At 46.7% G+C, this 20850-nt stretch carries 19 protein-coding genes; 4 read left to right on the top strand and 15 right to left on the bottom strand.

Annotation, left to right across the window (positions count from 1 at the left end):
- Nucleotides 1-43: 43 nt before the first annotated feature.
- The 15 genes from OM95_RS06025 to OM95_RS06095 form a co-directional block, all read right to left on the bottom strand.
- Complete coding sequence (locus OM95_RS06025) at nucleotides 44-667, bottom strand: hypothetical protein (RefSeq protein WP_041871378.1); 624 nt, start codon at nucleotides 665-667, stop codon at nucleotides 44-46.
- Between the two features lie 109 nt (nucleotides 668-776).
- Nucleotides 777-1847 (bottom strand): DNA polymerase IV, encoded by a 1071-nt coding sequence (gene dinB, locus OM95_RS06030; protein ID WP_041871379.1) that lies wholly within the window; start codon nucleotides 1845-1847, stop codon nucleotides 777-779.
- Between the two features lie 32 nt (nucleotides 1848-1879).
- Nucleotides 1880-2539, bottom strand: a complete 660-nt coding sequence (locus OM95_RS06035; protein WP_291515665.1) for a lysophospholipid acyltransferase family protein — start codon at nucleotides 2537-2539, stop codon at nucleotides 1880-1882.
- Between the two features lie 217 nt (nucleotides 2540-2756).
- Entirely contained in the window at nucleotides 2757-3320 is a 564-nt protein-coding gene (locus OM95_RS06040; protein WP_041871382.1) for a hypothetical protein, read from the bottom strand.
- An 86-nt stretch (nucleotides 3321-3406) separates the two neighbouring features.
- Nucleotides 3407-5755 carry a phosphoenolpyruvate carboxylase gene (locus tag OM95_RS06045; RefSeq protein ID WP_041871384.1) on the bottom strand — a complete coding sequence of 783 codons (2349 nt, stop codon included), beginning with the start codon at nucleotides 5753-5755 and terminating at the stop codon, nucleotides 3407-3409.
- Nucleotides 5752-8226, bottom strand: a complete 2475-nt coding sequence (ligD, locus tag OM95_RS06050) for a DNA ligase D (protein ID WP_041871386.1) — start codon at nucleotides 8224-8226, stop codon at nucleotides 5752-5754. The genes OM95_RS06045 and ligD overlap by 4 nt, the downstream gene beginning before the upstream one ends.
- Before the next feature lie 2 nt (nucleotides 8227-8228).
- Nucleotides 8229-9089 carry a Ku protein gene (locus OM95_RS06055; protein WP_041871389.1) on the bottom strand — a complete coding sequence of 287 codons (861 nt, stop codon included), beginning with the start codon at nucleotides 9087-9089 and terminating at the stop codon, nucleotides 8229-8231.
- A 106-nt stretch (nucleotides 9090-9195) separates the two neighbouring features.
- Complete coding sequence (locus OM95_RS06060) at nucleotides 9196-10071, bottom strand: GNAT family N-acyltransferase (protein WP_041871391.1); 876 nt, start codon at nucleotides 10069-10071, stop codon at nucleotides 9196-9198.
- Between the two features lie 98 nt (nucleotides 10072-10169).
- Complete coding sequence (locus tag OM95_RS06065) at nucleotides 10170-11186, bottom strand: L-threonylcarbamoyladenylate synthase (RefSeq protein WP_041871552.1); 1017 nt, start codon at nucleotides 11184-11186, stop codon at nucleotides 10170-10172.
- 3 nt (nucleotides 11187-11189) lie between these two features.
- Nucleotides 11190-13736 carry an FtsX-like permease family protein gene (locus tag OM95_RS06070; protein WP_041871394.1) on the bottom strand — a complete coding sequence of 849 codons (2547 nt, stop codon included), beginning with the start codon at nucleotides 13734-13736 and terminating at the stop codon, nucleotides 11190-11192.
- Nucleotides 13736-14401, bottom strand: coding sequence for an ABC transporter ATP-binding protein (locus OM95_RS06075; protein WP_041871396.1), 666 nt, complete (start codon nucleotides 14399-14401; stop codon nucleotides 13736-13738). Before OM95_RS06075 ends, OM95_RS06070 begins: the two co-directional genes overlap by 1 nt.
- Nucleotides 14398-15021, bottom strand: coding sequence for an arylesterase (locus OM95_RS06080; protein WP_041871399.1), 624 nt, complete (start codon nucleotides 15019-15021; stop codon nucleotides 14398-14400). Before OM95_RS06080 ends, OM95_RS06075 begins: the two co-directional genes overlap by 4 nt.
- Nucleotides 15022-15086: 65 nt before the next feature.
- Nucleotides 15087-15437 carry an RNA-binding protein gene (locus OM95_RS06085; RefSeq protein WP_041871402.1) on the bottom strand — a complete coding sequence of 117 codons (351 nt, stop codon included), beginning with the start codon at nucleotides 15435-15437 and terminating at the stop codon, nucleotides 15087-15089.
- Nucleotides 15438-15562: 125 nt separating this feature from the next.
- Nucleotides 15563-16048, bottom strand: a complete 486-nt coding sequence (locus OM95_RS06090) for a YajQ family cyclic di-GMP-binding protein (protein ID WP_041871405.1) — start codon at nucleotides 16046-16048, stop codon at nucleotides 15563-15565.
- A 90-nt stretch (nucleotides 16049-16138) separates the two neighbouring features.
- Nucleotides 16139-16612, bottom strand: a complete 474-nt coding sequence (locus OM95_RS06095; RefSeq protein WP_041871408.1) for a peptidylprolyl isomerase — start codon at nucleotides 16610-16612, stop codon at nucleotides 16139-16141.
- A gap of 351 nt (nucleotides 16613-16963) precedes the next feature.
- On the opposite strand from OM95_RS06095, the gene OM95_RS06100 reads away from it, so the two are divergent.
- From OM95_RS06100 to OM95_RS06115, 4 genes are all read left to right on the top strand, one after another.
- Nucleotides 16964-17308 (top strand): HNH endonuclease, encoded by a 345-nt coding sequence (locus OM95_RS06100; protein WP_291515666.1) that lies wholly within the window; start codon nucleotides 16964-16966, stop codon nucleotides 17306-17308.
- A 2-nt stretch (nucleotides 17309-17310) separates the two neighbouring features.
- Nucleotides 17311-17760 carry a GNAT family N-acetyltransferase gene (locus OM95_RS06105; protein ID WP_291515668.1) on the top strand — a complete coding sequence of 150 codons (450 nt, stop codon included), beginning with the start codon at nucleotides 17311-17313 and terminating at the stop codon, nucleotides 17758-17760.
- Nucleotides 17761-17781: 21 nt separating this feature from the next.
- Entirely contained in the window at nucleotides 17782-19419 is a 1638-nt protein-coding gene (locus tag OM95_RS06110) for a hypothetical protein (RefSeq protein ID WP_291515670.1), read from the top strand.
- An 80-nt stretch (nucleotides 19420-19499) separates the two neighbouring features.
- Nucleotides 19500-20747, top strand: a complete 1248-nt coding sequence (locus tag OM95_RS06115; RefSeq protein WP_363228097.1) for an MFS transporter — start codon at nucleotides 19500-19502, stop codon at nucleotides 20745-20747.
- Nucleotides 20748-20850: the final 103 nt, after the last annotated feature.

The following is a 20850-nucleotide window of genomic DNA, read 5'->3' on the forward strand; positions in this document are numbered from 1 at the left end:
CTTCAGGAGGAGGCTTTTCGTCCATCCTCCCGAAAAAACTAAATTACATGCAAAGAGTCGCGCCAGTTTCCGGGCTGCAACCGTTCCAGAAGGTCTTTGTGCAATACATGTTTTGCGGAGTTTTCCATTTACCTTTCGCCATGCAAGACTGCCAATAAGCACTTTCCACATTCGATGCCTGCGCATCGAAATCAGCAATCACTTCTTTCATAAGGTCGCGCGCTTGCGCTTCGGAGATATCCAACTTTTGCGCAACAGCTTTAAGAGTCTCTGTCTTTGGCAAACTGCGGTTTGCAATTGCCTTGATCGCTTTTTCATTCAAACCAATGGCTTCAAAAGCGCCTAGTCCCTGTGTTGGAACTTGGTCAAAAGCTGCTTTAATTTGTTCAGCAGTTTGTAACTGGATTTGGTGTCTTTCTGCGAATGCCACCACGTCTGGATCTGCTTGAACCAAACCTGGAACTTCGGCAGTGTAACAACGATGTCTTCCGCATTCACGATAACGTGGAGGACGACGATCATGATGGTGATGATGGCCATCATGGCTGGAGCCAATGCCAATGCCGATGGCAACGCCGATAGCTCCCGCTGCAATATCCGAAGAGTCACAGCCTGTATTACAAAATAGTGTGGTGATAAGAAGCCCTGATAAAATAATCTTCTTCATGGTGGTCCTTTCTTTTAACCGATGTCTCAATGACACCGCCCTTAAGCCGAGGACGAATGAAGCAATGATAGTGCCAAAAAAAAGCGCACCACCTTTTATGTATTCTTTTCTAAATTGCAAACCTCATTTGCGGCGAGTCATTGTTGTGGACAGACTTCTTCTGCGATCCCAAACGCACCCCCAGTCCCACTAAGCGAACCGGCACCTCGCGACGTGACCAGGCTTTTTCTAAAAGGCGCTGAAAGTCCTCTTTCGTGGGAACACTCCTAGCGACTTCTTCGTGGGTGGTTTGTTTAAAATCATAAAATTTCAATTTCACAACAAACCCTTTGATGCGGTCTTGATATTGGCCTTTTTCAAGTCGACGAACAAAGTCTTCGTAAAGGGTCGGAATGACCCTACGGCATTCGTCTAAACTTTGCAGATCGCGGTTGAAAGTTTCTTCGACGGTCAGTGACTTTCTTTCCCATTCCGTCACCACAGGACGATGATCTTCGCCTCGTGCAAAGTCATAGAGTTCCTGGGCTCGGGAGCCAAACCAACTATGAAGCTCGAGGACGGTGTACTTTTGAATGTCGCCACAGGTGTGAAGACCCAAATCATGCATTTTTTGGGCAGTGACCTTGCCCACACCAAAAATTTTTTCGATCGGAAGATCACGCACGAAAGCCGCCACATCCTGAGGGCGAATCACAAATTGCCCATTGGGCTTTTTCCAATCGCTGGCGACCTTTGCCAAGAATTTATTCGGGGCGACTCCCGCTGAAGCCGTCAGATTTAATTCCGTATAAATGAGTCGACGAATTTCTTGCGCAATCAAGGTGGCGCTGCCCCCGAAAAGCTCACAATCAGTGACATCCAAATAGGCTTCATCCAGCGAAAGAGGTTCGATTTTGTTTGTGAATCTTTCAAGAATTTCGCGGACTTTGCGACTTTCATTTTTATATAAGTCAAAATGAGGAGGAATTAAGATCAGATGCGGGCACAAGCGCACAGCTTGCGATGACGGCATGGCCGAACGCACACCATATTTACGAGCTTCATAGCTGGCAGTCGTCAGTACACTTCGGGTGTTAGGAGGACCACCAATACCCAAGGCTTTCCCCTTAAGCTCCGGGCGAAATTTTACTTCCACCGCGGCATAAAAGCAGTCCATATCAATATGAATGATCTTCCTCATTTACACATTATTTACATATGTGTTTTTGAAAATCAAGTAGGATCTGCTTCCATCTCTGCCGGAGACTGTTCTTCCACAGGAAGGCCTTTTACCGGTACGAACTTGGAGGCAATCAGGGAATGAGCTTTGTCGGCGATCACACCCCGGTCATCTTCGGGAGTTGAAACGATTTGCTCTAAAAATTCGATTTCACCCGTCACCGACTTCAACGTCGCCGCTCTCCACATCGCTGTGGCGAAAGGAATGTCGCCATACCAACAAACGTGGTCACGCCATTTTAACGTGAAGTCTTCGCCGTTGATGTTACGGAAATTGATCACAACGGGTTGAATAGGAACGCCTGCATGGGCTGCCGCCATCATCAGAGTTTTCTTGAAGGGCAAAACCCGCTCGCCATTTGTGGAAGTCGCCTCAGGATAAAGCACAACGCGGAAACCTTTTCGCAAAGTTTCAACTATGTTTTTCATTTCATCTAGAATCCGGGTGCGGCTGCGGCGTTCAACATAAATACAACCACCCAATTCCGTCAAAAGACCTAGGAACGGAGTCTCACGCATCTCAACCGACGTCACAAACAACATCGGGGTGCACGAGGCCAACATCATGATATCTATAAATCCCATGTGATTGCTGACCAGTAGAAACTTTTCGCTTTCGGCAGGCTTGTTTTTCACCACAAGATGTAAATTCATCGCCTTAAGAATGAGCCCGCTAAAAAAGCGCGCATTGCCCGAAAAAGTCTTTAAGCGTTTCTCGGGCGATCGTACTACAAAATGACAAAGGAAAGACCAAATCAAAAATGTAAGAATGATGGCAGTAAAAACAAGAATTTTAACGACGCCGCGGACGACCGATACAATATTTTCCACAGGGTCATTTAAAACCTGCGCAATAAAATAGGTCAAGAAATCAATTTGCGCAGTCGACTTCCTCTATATTCAGGATTAAGTCCCGACTGAAAATACGGCCACGCCCCTCGCCCATCACTGTTCCCGCCAAGTTTCCACGCAGGATGGCAGAACCGCCGCAACTGGTTTCCAGAATTGCGCCTTGCTGCCCCAGTGCTTTCTCAAGTTTCGCCGTCTGTTCTAAAGCCTGCACTTCCAAAACTTGTTTTACTGATTGCTCGCCTGCCTTAAATATCTCCAAATCCACGCGCACTTTGGTATTTGCCGGATAAGCGCGAAGACTGGTTGTTTGATGCGAGTTTGCGACGACAATCTTCTTTCCGGAAGATGCTTTTAGACTCAACGCGAACGTGCACGTTCCTCGCGCCACACGTTTGTCTTCATCTTTCCGAATATACAGGCTTGTTGGGATTACAAATCTTCCGGAGGCTATTTCACGAATTTCGTGAGTACCCACCGCTGCTTCACAGGCATTACCTGCGATTTCAACAGTTTCAAGAGCCTGCGCCTGAGCCTGTAATATAAAGAGACTTGCTGCTGCCGCAAAAATAACGCCTTTACCCATAAATCCCCCTTTTTCTTCTGGAGCATTTTTGCCACCAGGAAGAATCCCTAGTAAAGTCTATTCAAAGAAAGTGCCAGGAAACTTTTTTATCCGGTGGTCAACATGCCACTGGCGATACCGGTGACAGTTTCTCTAAGCAACTGGACATCTTTGTCTTTCAAAGCAATCAACTGCAGGATATTCAGAGGATGAATCAGAGGCGAGCGCAGCGCGATGCTTGTCTCTAACCAAGGACGATACCAAAGAAGACTGGGTTCACCTGTGATTTCTCGTACAGCCAAACAACATTGTTCATACTCTTCAGTGAAGCGTTTGACCATCTCTTCAGCCACTTCCTTCGGAAGCTCCGAAGAATGTAAATACATCGAGAAAATTTCCAGCTCGACCTTTTCTAAGGTGAATCCCAAAAGCTTGATATAGGAGCGGAACAGAGACGATTCTACAAAAGCTCGAACGTAGTGGATCTTACCCTCTTCGTTTAAATTCTTCCAAAAGCTGCCCATCCCCCACCAACTGGGAAATAAAATGCGGGTTTGAGTCCAACAAAGAACCCATGGGATCGCCCGCAGATGTTTAATATCAACGGCCCCCTGTCTTTTCGTTGGTCGCGACCCCAGACGCAAATCTTTCAGAAAGGTGTAAGGCGTGGCTGTTTCAACAAGCTGCAAGAATGTCGGTTCCTGCAAAAGTGCCTGATAGGACTGCTGCATAAATTGCGACAGAGTTAATAAGTCCTTGCGGGCCCGGGGACTTTCAAATCGTTGTTCACTCTTTTGACTTTGATCCCGCGCCGTTTGTAACCGATCTAACTGACTGCTCAAAATTTCCGGCGAACTGTAGTTGCGATAGATCATCTCGCCCTGAACCGTCATCTTCACCGTATCCAACGCCGAATGAGGCCACCATTCTGTCTGTTCTTGAATGCTTCCACCGCCTCTTTCCACGCTTCCTCCGGAGCCATGAAAAAAAATAGGCTCAAGACCGTGATCTTTAATAACCTTCTCTAATTCGCGAACGGCCGAGTAAATAAGAAAACGAGATGGAAATGATCCATTTTCTTTTGCCGAATCCGAGTATCCCAGCATCACTTCAAATTTCTTGGACCAGAAGTTTTCAACCCATTTGCGACGGGAAGAACTCTTTAAAAAACTCTCGATGATATTCACAGAAGAACTTAAAGATTGAGCACTTTCAAAAAGAGGCACCACGGGCAGTCGCGCCTTGCCCAGATACTTTTCCACAAGCTGAACACCAGCAATCAAATCACCAACGCTTTCAGTCTGGCTTAAAACGAAGCCTCGTACATAAAAGCGAGGATCTCCGTCGCCGGTGATTTTGCCCAACTGTTGAAGCATTCGTGCGATCACAGACTTTCTGGATGAAACTGTCAAAGCTTCGTGAACTAAAGATGAATCTTCACGAAGTTCTAACGGCACCACCAACCCCGGGAAAACCTTTAAAAGCAGTCGCATTTCATCAAGAAGTTCGGACTTTATCCCTAAAAAATTTTGGTAGTCCGTCAAAAGAACGGCCAAACTTTCTTGCAGGGTTTTCACGGTTTTTGCGTCTTTACTTTGAATGCGTTTTAATTGTTTCAGTGTTTTATGGATATTCCGCGCAACCCCTAAAAGCCGGGATACCTGATCTTGGTGTTTACCAAACGTGTGAGCCAGCGGCTCAAGATCTTTCATAAAGATGGAAAATTTAGAGTGCATCCACTGCAACAAGAAATGCCGAGACATTTGTAAACTTCCCAGCATGGTCTTTTCGTTAACACCGGGGTGACCGTCCTTATCCCCGCCCACCCATGAACGAATATAAAAGGGCAGTTTTTGTGATAGCTGCTCAACGTAAACACGCATCACATCTTCATGCAACGATAAGGAATAAATATACTCGGCCTCATCCATGACAGACGGCTTGTGCTGCTTCGACATGGGGATGCGCCAGGTTATCTTAAGAAGAGCAAAAAGTTCCTCTGTATGCTTTTCTTGGCTTTCTTCCAAATGCCGCTCTAAAAGACTTTGAATTTTTTTAAAATAATAGATGATATCAGGATTGCGCGACTCTGTCGGGTGCGCAGTCAGGACATGTATCACTCGACCGTAAGCGTGGCCATCTTCGACTCGCACCTGAGTTTCCTGACGAAGACGATGGGTTCTATAAGCGGATTCGCAAGCGTTGATAAGTTCTAACATTAAGGCAAAGCTGTGGGCGATGGCGTATTTATCCTCGGCCGATAACAGACTTAAATCCTTTTTCATTTTTAGAAGGCCGGTCAATTTCCCGCCATCTTCGGTCTTCACGTATTGACGAAGCGACTCGATACGGGCAAAACCTGTTTCGCCGAGTTCAGACTTAATAACATTGCCAAGCTCAGTGACGGACCAATCAACAAGACTCGTCAGTTCTTTGGGAAGTTTTTCTGGATTCATAGGACCGGCTTAAGAATGGAAATTTTCTGGTTGTATTTAAAATAGTCCTTCCACGGATCTGTTTTTCTTCTCTTTATGTGTTCGATGGCTTTCTCCAAGGTAAATTGATCAGGACCTTTGATTTTGCGCAATTCTTTCCATTCAATAGGCATCGCCACAGAACTTTTGTCACGAGCCCGCAAAGAGTACGGCATCACGGCCGTAGCCCCCCGCCCATTACGAAGATAATCGACGAAAATCTTTTTGTCGCGCGCTTTCTTGGAAAGAGTCGCGGTGTAAAGATCCGGGTTTCGCTGAGCCATTTCCTGCGCCAGGGTCTGAGAAAATGATTTTATCTGATCCCAACTGTAAATCGGCGCCACCGGGATATGAACATGAAGTCCCTTCCCTCCGGAAACTTTCAAAAAACTTTTCAAACCCAGACCATCTAAAATTTCCTTGAGGTCTTCCGCACCTTGAACGACTTGTTTCCAAGAAACCCCCGGACCAGGGTCGAAATCCATGACTATCAAATCGGGATGTTCGACGGCCTCTCGACGAGAACCCCACACATGAATTTCAAATGCGCCCATTTGCGACAGGGCCAAAAGTCCTTCTGGCGAATCCAGGGTAAAATAGGATTTGGTTCCACTGCGCTCTTTGATACTGACAGGAGTCAAAGACTCTGGAATTTTTCCCGAAATGTGTTTTTGAAAGAAGCACTGTTTCGAAGTTCCCTCCGGACAACGCAGCAGATTCAGAGGCCGATCTTTCAGGTGAGGCAAAATAAGATCTGCGTAATCTTGGTAAAACTTCGTTACATCCAGCTTTGTGATCTTTTCTTTGGCATAAAGAATTTTGTCGGGATTCGAAATTTCTTGGCGTAGAGTACCTTCAGAGACACTGGGACGTTTCTTTGCGGCCCTTTTCGGCGCTTCCATAACATCATCCAGAGATTTGGCCTTTTCAATGTGAATCTCTTTTGCAGATTTATCCTCACGCAAGCCGAGAAACACCGCGGTTCTGAGAATTTTATCCGACGTCCAATTGCCGAAGGTCACTTCGGCAACCAGGCCCGGCTTCAACCAGTGAGTGCCGCGTTCTCGAGGTGATTTAATGTCAAAAGGGGACTTTTTCTGTTCCTTGCGAGCGAATTTTTTTAAAATATCCTCGATCGATTTTTCAGTAAATCCCGTTCCCACTTTTCCCACATAGCGCAATTGATCCCCTTCATAGACACCCAACAGCAAAGCCCCGAACGAGGATCTGGCGCCCGTTCCTTCAGTGTAGCCACCGATAACAAATTCCTGATGCAATTTGCATTTTGTCTTCACCCAGGAACTGCCCCGACGAGATTGATACGTGCTCTCCTGATCTTTGGAGATAATTCCTTCAAGCTGGTAGTCACAGGCCTCTTTGAATAACGCCTTTCCGTGACCTGCCATATGATCACTGTAGCGAATCAAGGGCTGGTTCAAATCCGCAAGCAGCGCCTTAAGCAGCTCTTTACGTTCTATTAAAGGGCGCTCGCGCAAGTCCTCGCCTTGCAAAAAAAGAAGATCAAATACATAGAAAATAAGATCGTTCACATCATGCGACTTTAGGGAATTTTGAAGACGCTGAAAATCACTGCGTCCTTCCTTGTCCAAGACGACGATTTCGCCGTCTAAGATAGCATTGTCAGCAGAGAGCTTTTGCAGGCTCTTTAAAATACCAGGATACTTTTCGGACCAGTCCAGACCGCTTCGGGTGTAAAGACGGACTTTTCCTTTTTCGATGTGCGCTTGAGTTCGATACCCGTCAAACTTTGTCTCGTGAATCCACCTGGTACCCTCTGGAACCTCACTAACCAACTCTGCCAGCATGGGCCGAATAAAATCAGGCAGTCTTTTGACGTGTTCTTTGCGCTTTTTTTTTAAAGCCGACGAAGCCTTTCGCGTTGATCGACGAACATTCCCCTCTTCATCCTCGATCGGAACGACCTCATCGTTAGGAATCGCATATTCATCTGTTCGTTTGACCAAAAGCCATTGGGATTTGCGACCGCTTGCGGGGCGGCCTGTTCTTAATAACATCCATTGGCCATGCAACTTCTTTCCTTTGAGTTTAAACTCAAGATGACCCTTTTTTAGACCCTCACGCACACTGCCGATGGGTTCCCAGGTCCCCGTATCCCAAATGTAGACGCGTCCGGCCCCATATTGCTTTTCAGGTATTACGCCCTCGAAAGAGCCATAAGACACCGGATGATCTTCGACTTCCACCGCCAACCTTTTGATTTTAGGATCGTGAGAAGGACCTTTGGGAACAGCCCAACTTTTCAAAACGCCATTAAACTCCAGTCGAAAATCATAATGCAGGTGCGATGCATGATGCTCTTGCACCACGAACATCAAGTGCGCCTCCTGGTCTTTTCTTTTTTTGCGCGGAGTGGATTTCGGTTCCGAAGTTATTTTGAAATCTCTTTTTTTTACGTATTCCTTAAGAGGCATACTTACCTCCTGCCCGAACTAGCGGCCCGCTTTGTCGGCGTACGAGCTGCGGTACGTTCCTTTTTATTTTTGGCTTCTATACTCTTTCTAAGAAGTGGCAAAAGATCGATGACATTGGTGGATTCTTCCACGCGCTCTTCTTTGGGTTTCTCTTCGACGTATTTCCCTTTGCCCTGCTTCACTTTAGCCTGAATCCTTTTCATAAGGTCTTCATAATATGTGTCCTTGTATTTGTCGGGCTTCCACTTGGATGTCATCCCCTTGATCAGGTCCTCGGCCATCTTCAGCTCTCGCTCAGAAAAGTGCACTTTCTTATTAACATCCTTCATATAGTCGACTTCTTTGACGTCTTTCACTGCATGAGAAAACCGCAACAGTTCAAGAACCAAATATTCTCCCCGAGCCATGATGGCACAAAGATGTTGCTTCGTACGGATCACGATTTTCGCCACGGCAACTTTTCGGGTGTGCTCTAAGGCTTCTTTTAAAAGGAAATATCCTTTTTCCGCCCCTTTTTGCGGGGCCAGATAATAGGGCTTTTCAAAAAGCATAGTGTCGATTTCATCCAGCAAAACGAAGTCTTCGATATCAATCGTTTTGGTTGCCTTGGGATTGGCCCGGTCAAAGTCGGAATCATTCATGACCACGTATTGACCCGACTTATATTCAAAGCCTTTGACGATGCGATCGTAGGGAACTTCCCGTCCTGTTTTGGCGTTTATTTTTCGATATTGGATGTGGGCCAGATCTTTCCCATCAAGAAGAGAAAAATGGATGTCCCGGTCCTGCTGAGCACTTTGCAACGACACGGGAATATTCAAAAGACCAAAGCTAATGCTGCCCTTCCAAATATTTGAACGCATAGGCCCTCCTGTCCTTCTAAAAATAGTCGGAATAAGGGGCCACATAAAATGAAGAACGAGCCGAGTGATAAAACTCACAGCTCGTTCACATGTAACAAATCAAAAACTATACTTGAGTCCCATCCAACTTAAACTTTTTCCATAAAGTTCTGTTGAGGTCCTCGCGCTGAAGAATGGTCAGGAAGTCAATACAGCGGAATTCCTGATCCCAGGCGGGTTCGCCCCCCAAAGAGGCGCCGATTTTCAAATAGGCCCGACAAAGAGGCGGAAGAAGTTCTTCGGCCTGAGCTCTCTGAGTCTCCGTGAGAGGGCCGCGAACTTCATCCAAAAAATAGCCAAGCATCGGCATGGTAAAAGCCAATGTGGGACGCGTGCGGAAACTTGAAAAGATGCGTCCTTCCTCTTCAAAGTAACGGGTCAAAAGAGCGGCGTCGCGCGGATCATCTGTTTTCACCGTCGCGCAGCCAAAAAGCAATTTAGCTTCTGTGGCTGCCATGTACTCTGCAATCCCCTTCCACAATAAGGAAATCAAGATTCCACGGCGGTGATCTTTATGAATGCACGCGCGGCCCAACTCAAGCTTTACGCCCGGAAGCTGCATAATATGGCCCATCATAAATTCTTTGGAGGAATAGAAGTTCTGAGTGAACAAAGAGCAATTCAACCGGTACGTTCCGACAACTTTGTCAGTGCGCTTTTCTTTAATAATAAGGTGATCACAATCAAAATCGAAGCTATCCACATCGACGCCGTATGAGGCCCTCTTCCCCAGCATTTCGCGGTGAAACACCTCGTAGCGCAAAGCCAAAGCGTCCTTTAATTCGTCGACGTTTGTGACTGTTTTAATTTCAAAGGGCCCCACTTCAAAACGCATTTCAATTTTTGGTTTAAACTTATGGATTCTATTCAGACGCAGCTGATAGAACGACTGAAGATTCAAAGAGACACGTTCAAGACTTGTGTAAGCTAACGAGTTGATCAAAGGCCCCTCCCCTGTAATCAACCTCAGTGTAGCGAGATTTGAATTTGAAAATTGTCAGAAGTCTTTCAGGATTCTGTTGTTGGACACTGACAGAATTCCTACAAAATCAAAGAAGCCGCTTTATTTAAACGATCAAACAGGGATTCCCAGCGTTCTCCAGACTGGTGCGCTTCGCGATAAAACAAAATGCAATCTGGACCTTGAGCCGCCACTTCCCGCAGTTTTCCGTAAAATTCGCGGGTCGCCAACAAAGGATCTTCAGACAAACGTAAAACAGCGTGGGTCACAATCCCTTCTTTGGGCTTTATGATCTTGATGCTTTCGATTTCGTCTGGCAGTTGACCGATTTTTTGATTTACCTCGCGAAGCACATCAGAAGGCTCTCTGCTCGCTTCCAGACAAACAATCAAAGGCACCGGAGGCATATAGTGATGCTTCATGTGGCCCGGGGATTCCCGCTTATCCACACTTTCCAGAAACTCAAAAGTGAAGCCCTTATCAGCCAGCACTTTTTCAATATCTGACTTAAGAACGTGGCCTCGTCTTAAAATAGAAAGCTCTACTTTTTCGGGACGGTGACGGACCAATAGAACCGTGGATTCAATGCCGATCTGACAGTCTCCGCCATCAACGACGAAAACATTTTCATTTTTAAACTCCAGACGCACGTGACTGGCCGATGTCGGCGAAGTGCGCCCAAATTTATTCGCGCTAGGAGCCGCCAAAGGCACACCCACTTGTTGAAGCAGCTCCAACGCTAAGGGATGATTCGGCATTCGCAAACCAACAGAGTCCAACCCCGCCGTGATCATCAGATTCACCGAAGGGTCGCGCGGCAAAATCATGGTTAAGGGTCCCGGCCAAAAAACTTCCGCCAACGCCTGAGTCGCCGGTCCCCAATAAGCGGTCACCTTTTTGGCCTGTTCAATAGAAGCCACGTGAACGATCAAGGGATCAAAAAAAGGACGTTCTTTGGTGGTGAAAATCTTTTCGATGGCCGAAGGAATGTCGATACGGGCAGCCAGGCCATAGACCGTCTCGGTGGGAAAGCCGATGACTCCCCCCTCATCCAAGATTGTTTTTGCTTTTGCCAAGGCCTCGTTCGGCGTCATCATCAATTATTTTTCCTCGCGTAAGATACCCAATGCACTCTCTTTTACAATATCTAAGCTGGCAAGAAAAGAAATCAATAAGCTTAAGGCGGTGATAAGTGCAACGGAAGTCAATGGTTGGGACCAGGACAGCTTGAAGTCACTTTCAAAAATGAAAGTGTTTAAGGAAAAACTGACGACAATACTTAAAAGCGCTCCCGCTAAGGCCGAAAGAAATGCCAGGAAAGCGAATTCAGCCAAGATGAAACAAGCGACTTCGCCCCCGGAGGCGCCCAGAATTTTAAGCATGTTTAGTTCCCAACGACGAAGTTTGATCTGACTGCGCACAATCGAAAAAAGTACGATATAGCCCGTCACCAAGGCCAAGGCCGCCATAAGTTCCAAAGACCAACTCATCTTTTCGGCGGTCTTTAAAACATCGTCCACTGTTCGCACGACATCAATCACAGACACATTAGAAAACTGTGCCGCCATTTCATTCTGAAGCTGAGCTCTTCTTTCCTCAGACAGAAAGGGGACGGCAGCAATCCAGGTTTTGGGTGCTTCGTTCAAAACACCGTTTTGAACCAGGATAAAGAAATTCGGCTGAAAACTTGTCCATTTCACTTTGCGAAGATTGATGATCTGACCTTCGACCTCAACCCCCTGCACATCAAAAACCAAGGTGTCGCCAACATGAAATCCCATTCTGTCGGCGAATCGAACTTCGACAGAAAGTTCTGCCTTAGTTTGACTATCAGGATTGTAGCTCCCGGAAAAAGGCCGACCTTCGACAATATACTCAGAGCTTGAAAGGTCATGACGATAAGAAAGATTAATACCTCGATTGCGAAAACGAGCTTCCCGTTCTTCTTCGCGGGTTTTAAATCCTTGTTCTTCAATTTTCCGTTCATAGTCCTGACCATTCACCTTAAGAATGCGCGCGCGAACCAAGGGTGATAGACCTAAGGGCTGCACCTGATTTTCTTGCAGGACCTTCTGTACACCGGAAAGCTGCTCGTCCTGAATATCAAACATAAACAGCGAAGGAACTTTGCCCCGTCCTTCAAACTGAAACTCGGCCTGTAAAGAGTTTTTTAGCTGCGGAAGGATATTGATCAGCAAAGCCCCTAAACCCAATGCCACAAAGATGGCCAGGCTGGCCCCGGCACGACGAGAAAGGCTGAGGAAGCTGAACCTCAGGTACCAGCTTTGAAAATGCCTTAGAGTTCCCGCCAGTTTCACTGTGGCGTATCCAATAACTAACAACAATAGAATAACCGCAATCAAAGCCCCGACAAAGGCACTTCCCGTCTTCCACGAATGCGCCTGATAGACACTTAAAAAATAAAAAAGAATAAGACTTGGCAGAAAGGGCCAGTAACGTCTTGGTCCTTCGCCCACCGCAAATTTTTCTTCACTGAAAAGTTTATTCGCGCGCAGATCAAAAATCTTCACCAAGAACGGCAGGCTGACGATAAAGCTGCCAAATACCGCCATAAAAAGACAAACCAAGAAGGCTTGCAACGTCACCTGAGGTTGCAAATCAAAGGGCGTAAAGCTTGCCAGAAGTTTACTTAGAATAGGCAAAATCAAATGACTTAAAAGCAGCGTTGGTATAGTCGCAATCAAACCCAATAAAGAAGCCTGAAGAATGTAAACGCTCACAGCTTGCCAACTTTGCAACCCCAAGGTTCTTAAGATCGCAATTTCTTTCATTCGCGTGGATAGGAAAAGACGATAGATGTAGGCCGCCCCCAAAGCTGACATAAAAAGAGCGACGATGGAAACAAGACCCAGATAGTCCGACAGATAGCCCAACTGTCGCCCCGAATCTTCACCGGCAGATGATGGCGTTTCGACGGAAACGCCCGGATCAATCAAGGCATGATACATGCTTTCACGCACCACCATTTCATTGACATTGGCGGGAAATTTCAACAAATACGCCATGCTGAAAGTACTTCCAAATTGCAGAAGTCCCGACTTTGGCAGCAGTTCGCGGTTGATAAACACCCGCGGCGCCAGATTGGCGGCTCTGAAAGTTTGTGTGGCGTCTTTTTTTATCAGATCCGTGATTTTAAGATTCAAATTACCAAGCTTGATTTCATCGCCAACATCCAATCCCAATTGGGACTTGAGTTCGGGATAGATCCAAGCCGTTTCGGAATTTAAAATCGACTTCGCCGTCTGGTTTTGAATGACGGCGCCCGATTCCAGTTCTAATTCGCCGTAAAAGGGATAGGCCTGATCGATCGCCTTCACTAAGACCAAGCGTGAACCTTTGGCGGAACTGATCATCGCGAAAAATTCGTAAACTTTGGATTCCGCGGTTCCTGAGGGATAGACCCCGCGCATTCTTTTTACTTCCTCTTCCGTCAATTCACGGCGCGCCGAGACCGCCAGATCTGCCGACAGAATGGATTTGGCATTCGCAGCAATTTCCGCTTCCAGAGCTGTGTTGAATGCCTGCAGAGAAACAAAACCCGTCAGTCCTAAACTCAAATTGAAAATAAAAAACGAACCAAAGCGCCAACTGCGCAGAAGTTCACGGAATGCCAGTCTGAATAACATTAGACTTCCCTCAAACGACCTTCTTCAAGACGAAGAGTCCTTTCACATTTTTTTGCCAAAGCTTCACTGTGGGTAACTAGAATCGTAGTGATTTTGTGTTTACGAACAATATCGAAGAACACATCCATCACTTTATCACCCGTATGGGTGTCTAAATTTCCACTGGGTTCATCGGCCAGAAGAATCTTGGGTTTTACGACCAGGGCTCTGGCAATGGCGACACGTTGGCACTCGCCTCCGCTGAGCTGACTTGGGAAGTGATTCAGACGATGTCCCAAGCCTAACTCTTCCAGAGCTTCTTGCGCCCTTTCGCGAGGGCGTTCCATTTTTAAAATTTCCAACGCCAACATCACATTTTCCAAGGCTGTCAAATGCGCAATGAGGTGATACTGCTGAAAAACGATCGCAATATTTTGGGCCCGGAAAAGAGTGATTTCTTGTTCACTTAAAGGCGTCAGATTTACTTTGTCGACCAGGATTTCCCCGCCGTCAGCTCGCTCCAGACCCGCTAAAATAGAAAGCAAAGTGGACTTACCGCTGCCCGATTGTCCGACGATGGAAACAACCTGCCCCGGTTCGATAGAAACATCCAGTCCCTTAAGAACCTGGATTTCGGTTTCACCTTGGCGAAAACTTTTACGGACGTCGTTCAGAACTAAACTCACAGCTCCCCCTTCAGAACTTGGAAGATGTTGTCGGCAATTATCTTATGGCCTTCTTCATTGGGATGAATGCCGTCAGCTAAATTGTATTTTGGATTTCCCGCAACCTTGTCTAAAACAAAGGGGATGAATGTGACCTTGTATTTTTTTGCTAAAGACTCATACATTTTTTTGAATTTATCAGTGTAGGCAACGCCATAATTTGGCGGCATATAAAGTCCACCAAGAATCACTCGCACTTTTTGTGCGTTGGCGTACTCGATCGCGTCAGATAGATGTTTTTGACTGTCTTCAATCTTCAAACCCCGCAATCCATCGTTGGCGCCTAAAACCAAAAGCACCGCTTCAGGTTTGGATTTAAAAAGCCATTTCATGCGCGAGATCGCCGAGGCCGTGGTAGAGCCGCTCACACCAGAATTCACCACGCTCCATTCTTTCTTTCCGGCCTCGTGCAATTTTTTTTCTAACAGCGCGGGATATGCGGCATCTTTCGCGACGCCATAGCCCTCGGTGAGAGAATCACCAAGTACGATTAATTTCTTTTGCGCATAAGAAAAAGAGGCTGAGAAAAGAAGAAAGACGACAATAAGAAGACTTCGATGTGAAAATAAAAAAGGTCTCATAGAAGGACTATGAGACCTTTTGTTAGACACTATGACAAGTCTGACTTCGTCAAACTTCGGGCGTCTTAGTTACGAGGACCGCGAGGACCACCGAAACCACGACCACCACCGCCGCCGCCACCGCGACCGCCGCCGAAGCCACCACGACGAGGTCCACCCTCGCGAGGAGCTTGAGGACGAGCCTCAGAAACATTGATAGCACGACCGCTAAGTTCAATGCCGTTTGCTTTTTCAATTGCAGCGTCAGCCCCTGTATCATCAGCCATTTCAACAAAACCGAAACCTTTAGAACGGCCTGTTTCTCTGTCCATGATCACTTTTGCTGAGTCTACCGCACCGAACTGTGCGAAGTGCTGATGAAGAGCTTCATCGTCTACTGAATAAGGCAAGTTGCCCACGTATAATTTCTTAGCCACAAAGACCTCCTGTGGATTCAAAAAAAACCCGAGGAAGCCTTCGAACCATATAAAATCGAGAACACTCACACGGGACCTAAACTTATTTAAGGCTAGCACAGCCTAAATTCTGTGCAAGCCCAATTTTAAGCCCTCATATTATTATATTGTAAGGGTACCGGGAAATTCCCGCCCCGCACCAGTTTGATGCACTCTTGCAGTTCATCAATACTTTTAGAAGTGATCTTAAGTTTATCGTCCGCAATCTGCGGTTGGACTTTAAGTTTTGAGTCTTTAATCAATTTTATGATGTCTTTAGCGACCTCGCGGTCAATCCCTTGAACCAAAGTGACCTTTTGGCGCAGCATGCGGCCACCTGCTTCTTCCATCTTCTCAAACTTAATAGCCTTAATATCTATGCCGCGTCGATGCAGCTTGGTTTGCAAAATGCTGCCCATGGCTTCGACTTTGTAATCATCTTCAGCCAGCAAAGTAATTTCTTTTTTATCCCATTGGATCTCGGCTTTGCTGCCTTTAAAATCGTAACGACCTTCAACCTCTTTACGAGCTTGGTTGATAGCATTGTCGACTTCCTGAACATCTACTTCCGAAACAATATCAAACGACGGCATTTACTTTTCCAAATTCAAAAGTTGATTAATGGTGGTCTTTCATCGCACTCAAGGCCCGCCCCAAGTAGAGGGGCCTTTCATTGGGTCGACTTAGTGACCCGCGTTTCCGTGCAGACCGTGGGGGTGTCCATGCAAAACTTCTTCAGTCGTTGCTTCACGAATTAAAACCATTTCAATCGCAAATTCCAAATCTTGTCCCGCCAAAGGATGATTTCCGTCAAGAGTCACAGAGTCGTCGGAAATTTTTGAAACTCGCACGATGTGCGCGCCATGGCCCAATTCCAAACGAAGATGCGCGCCCACTTCAAGTTGCGGAAGGTGCGCAAGCTCTTGCTTAGGAACATCCATGAACATGTTATCTTTCACTTCGCCATAAGCATCTTTTGCGGCAAGCTTCACAGTTTTTTTGTCGCCTTCTTTAAGATCTTTGATTTCTTCTTCCAACTTAGGAATGATCTGGCCTGCGCCCTCAAGAAACGGAAGTGGCTGACCGTTTTCAGAAGCATCTAAAACGTTTCCATCAGGTCCCTTTAAAACATAGTTGAATGCCAAAACTCTTCTCATTTTGATGCCTCCTTGTGGCTTTAAGTTCGCGGTATCTCATTGATACTGGCCTTTTTCAACCTAAAACACCCCGTTCTTTTGATTATTTAAGAGGAGGACTTGAAATATGCAAAGCGAATTCGCTATAATAAAAGTTAGGATCGCCTGAGGGGGGAACGCATGATGCACATGTCCTCGCTGAGGACTTTGTTGCTCAACTCGAGTTACGAACCTATGAGGGTTGTAAGTTGGCAAAAGGCCTTGGTATTGTGGTTTCAGGGTAAAGTCGAGATTCTCGAATATCACTCTGAGTTTGCTCGGTCTGTTCAACGGAGGTTTCAACTCCCCAGCGTCTTGCGGCTGAAAAGTTACGTGAGACCTCGAACCTCCGGCGCGGCCGTCCGGTTCTGTCGAGAAAATGTTTATATCCGCGATAATTACACCTGCCAATACTGCAATACGAAACTTCCCGCCAAACAACTCACTTTAGATCACGTCGTTCCCGCTTCGCAAAATGGCCCCAAAAACTGGACAAATGTCGTTTCCGCCTGCCGCGAGTGCAATCAGAAAAAAGCAAATCGCACGCCTCGCACCGCAAATATGCCTTTACTGACAGAGCCTCGCGCACCAAACTGGTTGCCGACATTACAATTAGAAATCAGCGAGGACCACGTCCCCCCTGATTGGGCGCCCTACTTAAGGCTAAGTACAGGATAAAAGTGAATTACGAAATCAGACAAATAACCACTCAAGACCTTCTGCCCCTTCGGCAGCGAGTGCTCAAACCGTTTTTAAGTGTCGAACAATGTGAGGTCGATGGTGACTATCTAAAGTCAACATTTCACTTCGGTCTTTATGTCGACGGCACCCTTGCCACGATCGCCACATTCGTACAGGAACCACATCCTGACTTTCCGTCAAAACTTTCCTATCGCTTGCGCGGAATGGCCACGGATTCTACGCATCAAGGACAAGGTTTGGGCGGACGACTGCTGACCTATGGGGAAAACTTTCTGAAAAAACAAGGCTGTGATTTCATCTGGTTCAATGCCCGAATTAAAGCCTTTCCCTTCTATGAAAAACTGGGTTTTCAGTACTACGGTCCCTTGTTCGATATCAAAGATATCGGGCCCCATAAAGTCATGTACAAGAGTTTGATTCCTCGTTAACCTCTTCGAAGGAGGAATTGAGTGAATACGGACGTTCACAACCAGCTGACCTCAGCACTGACTACTATCATCAGCGAAACCAATGGTATTTCGCTTTCTGACACTATTGATCTTCTCATGACTTCAGATCTTCAGGCGCGCCATCCTGAGGCGTTTAAGCAGGTCGCGGAATTTCGAGAACTTTTAAATCGGTTTCAAATCAATCAAATCGCGATCAGCGCTCTTCTGAAACATCCGGTTTCTGCGGCGCTGGCGGAATTCTTTAAGCACTTCCCCTTAAAGTACAACGAAGAACATATTCACCTGACCGGTGCGATCACCGCTGATTATATTTTTCCGCGTTTGAAGAAGCTGTTGGAAGGACCTAACAAAGACATCTATGAGCAAAAAATCAAAGAGGTCTACGGCGATAGCGCCATTCCCATTCGCAACGTTCAGGATGTTGAGAAACTTATCAGCTTGCAGGAAAACGAAGGCTTTTCGCGCTATCTAAAGATCCTGTATCTTCCCAAGCTGATCTTCACCTCTCGTGAGGCTCATAAAGACGCCGCCTTTCACATGGCGGAAGAGCTTTATCACAAACACAATGTCGGCCGCGTTCGTCTGAAATTTTCACTTTCGCGGGCCAGCTCCAGTTCTTCCGAGCAGATTCCAGGAATTGACGACGTGACCTCAGAGGATGTGGTCTTGGGCCTGTATGACGGCTTTAAAAAGTTTCAAGAAAGTCATCCCAATTTTGATTTTATTTTGTCGCCGTCATTCCGCAAAGAAGCCAATCAGTTCGATGCAGATAAATATAAAACCCGACAAGATCACTTTATGGATCAGGTCAACGATCTGGTTGCCATGCTGGATAAATATCCATTTCTGGCGCGCTATCTTACCGACGTCGACACTGTCGGTGATGAACGCGAACTTTATCGTAAGGAACACTTCAACGAAATGCAGGCCGGCTTCAGAAAACTGCAATATCGTGGTTTTAAAATTCGTTCGCATCACGGCGAAACCTGGCACACCTTGAAAAAAGGCATTCAGGCTGTCGACAATGCCATGAACATCTGGCACATCGACACCCTAGAACATGGGATCAGTCTAGGCATCAATCCCAACAAATACTTCCATCGCATTTATCAGGACATCAAAGCCAAGAATCAGCAAGGCCAACCCATCGGCGAAAAAGATCCGCTGTACCGGGAACTTGTCGAGCTCGACTGGGGTTTTAATCGCGCTGTCCTGGAAAAAATTTTGAAAGGAATCGTTTTAACACCAGAAGAAGATATTCTTTTTGTCAAAGCGAAGTTTCACACCGCACGCGAAGTGGAGCATTACCAGCACGATGTCTTAAATCGTATGATCCAAAAAGGCGTCACGCTGGTTTCACTGCCCTCTTCAAACAACAAGCTGACCGGTAAATTTGAAGACTATAAGGATCACCCCTTCTCGTGGTGGGAAAAGAAAGGTGTGCAATTAGGCGTCGGCACCGACAACTACGTTACACTGAACACCAATTTTATTTCCGAAATGCTTATTCTGCTTTACACGGACGCCGTGAACCTCAAGATTACTAAATTACTTATGGTGACAACGGGGGAAACCCGCCGTCCTTACATCAGCCACCTTCTTTGGAAGATGAGAAAAAAACTTAGAAAGAACAGCTAGTGACGACAACGACAAAAAAATCGACGAAGCCTTCTTGGACACAAACTCTGCGTTCCGTGACCCGACCCAAAGTGGCGATCATGTTAGCTCTAGGATTTTCTTCCGGTTTGCCCTTTATGCTGGTGGGAAATACTTTGGGGTTTTGGTTGCGTGAATCCGGCATTACGCTGGCAACCATTGGCTTTCTTTCTTGGGTGGGTTTGGCTTATTCGCTTAAGTTTTTATGGGCTCCACTGATTGATAAAGCGGATGCACCGGTCATTGGAAAGATTTTAGGTCGCCGCCGTGGATGGATGGTGCTTTCACAAGTTCTTATTGGGGGCGCCCTGGTTGGGATGTCGATCATCAAGCCTGAAGGCGGCTTGATGATATTCACAGGTTTGGCGGCACTGGCGGCGTTTGCTTCCGCCACTCAGGATATTGTCGTCGACGCCTGGCGGATCGAAGTCTCTGATGCCAGTGAAGACATGGCTCTTCTTTCTTCAGCCTACCAACTGGGATATCGCGCCTCACTTTTATTAACAGACGCTATCATTCTTATTGTCGCGGCCTCTGTCGGATGGGCTCTGTCTTATTCTATCATGGGTGCTCTGATGGCCGTGGGATTTGTCGCAACACTTCTGGCGGTCGAACCAGGACGCAACATCACCAGCCATCAAACGGAAACAATCTGGACTGCGCGAGGAATCTTCGATGCGGTCTGTGGTCCCTTCATCGCCTTCTTCAAACAACATGGCAACAAAGCTCTTCTTATTCTTGCGGCGGTCAGCCTGTATCGCCTTTCCGACTTTATGATGGGCCCCATGGCTAACCCCTTTTATGCGGATATTGGCATCACTAAGGAAACTGTCGGCGCTGTTCGCGGTTCTGTCGGTTTGGTTGCCTCTGTGGTAGGCGTTGCCGCCGGAGGGTTGGCGGCAGTTCGTTTCGGTTTTATTTCCACTCTTCTTGTCGGAGCCGTCATCGGTCCCGCCTCAAACCTCGGTTTTGCTTTGTTGGCGCTTTTGGGCGCGCGCAATGATGTCTTCACCGCCGCTATGGTGATAGATAACTTTGCCTCGGGTTTTGCCGGAACTGCTTTGGTGGGCTATATGTCAAGTCTCACGACTTTTGGATATACGGCAACCCAATATGCTCTGCTAAGTTCTTTCTATGCCCTTTTAGGAAAAGTGCTGAAGGGCTTTTCTGGGGTCATGGTCCAAACTTTTTCAGAGGGCCGAACATTGATGGAAGGTTATGCCCTTTTCTTTGTCAGCACAGCTCTTGTGGGCATTCCAGCCCTTTTACTTTGCGTTTTGTTGGTTCGAAGCAACAGGGTCGTTAAATAACAACGCCCCGTTATCAACAGCCTGTCATCACTACGAAAAAAGAAGATAGTGATTCCCTCTGATTGCATGAGTGCTAAAATGGCAGCGTGCAATCGAGGTTTCT

This window comes from Bdellovibrio sp. ArHS (genome assembly GCF_000786105.1).
In the GTDB taxonomy this organism is placed as follows: Bacteria; Bdellovibrionota; Bdellovibrionia; order Bdellovibrionales; family Bdellovibrionaceae; genus Bdellovibrio.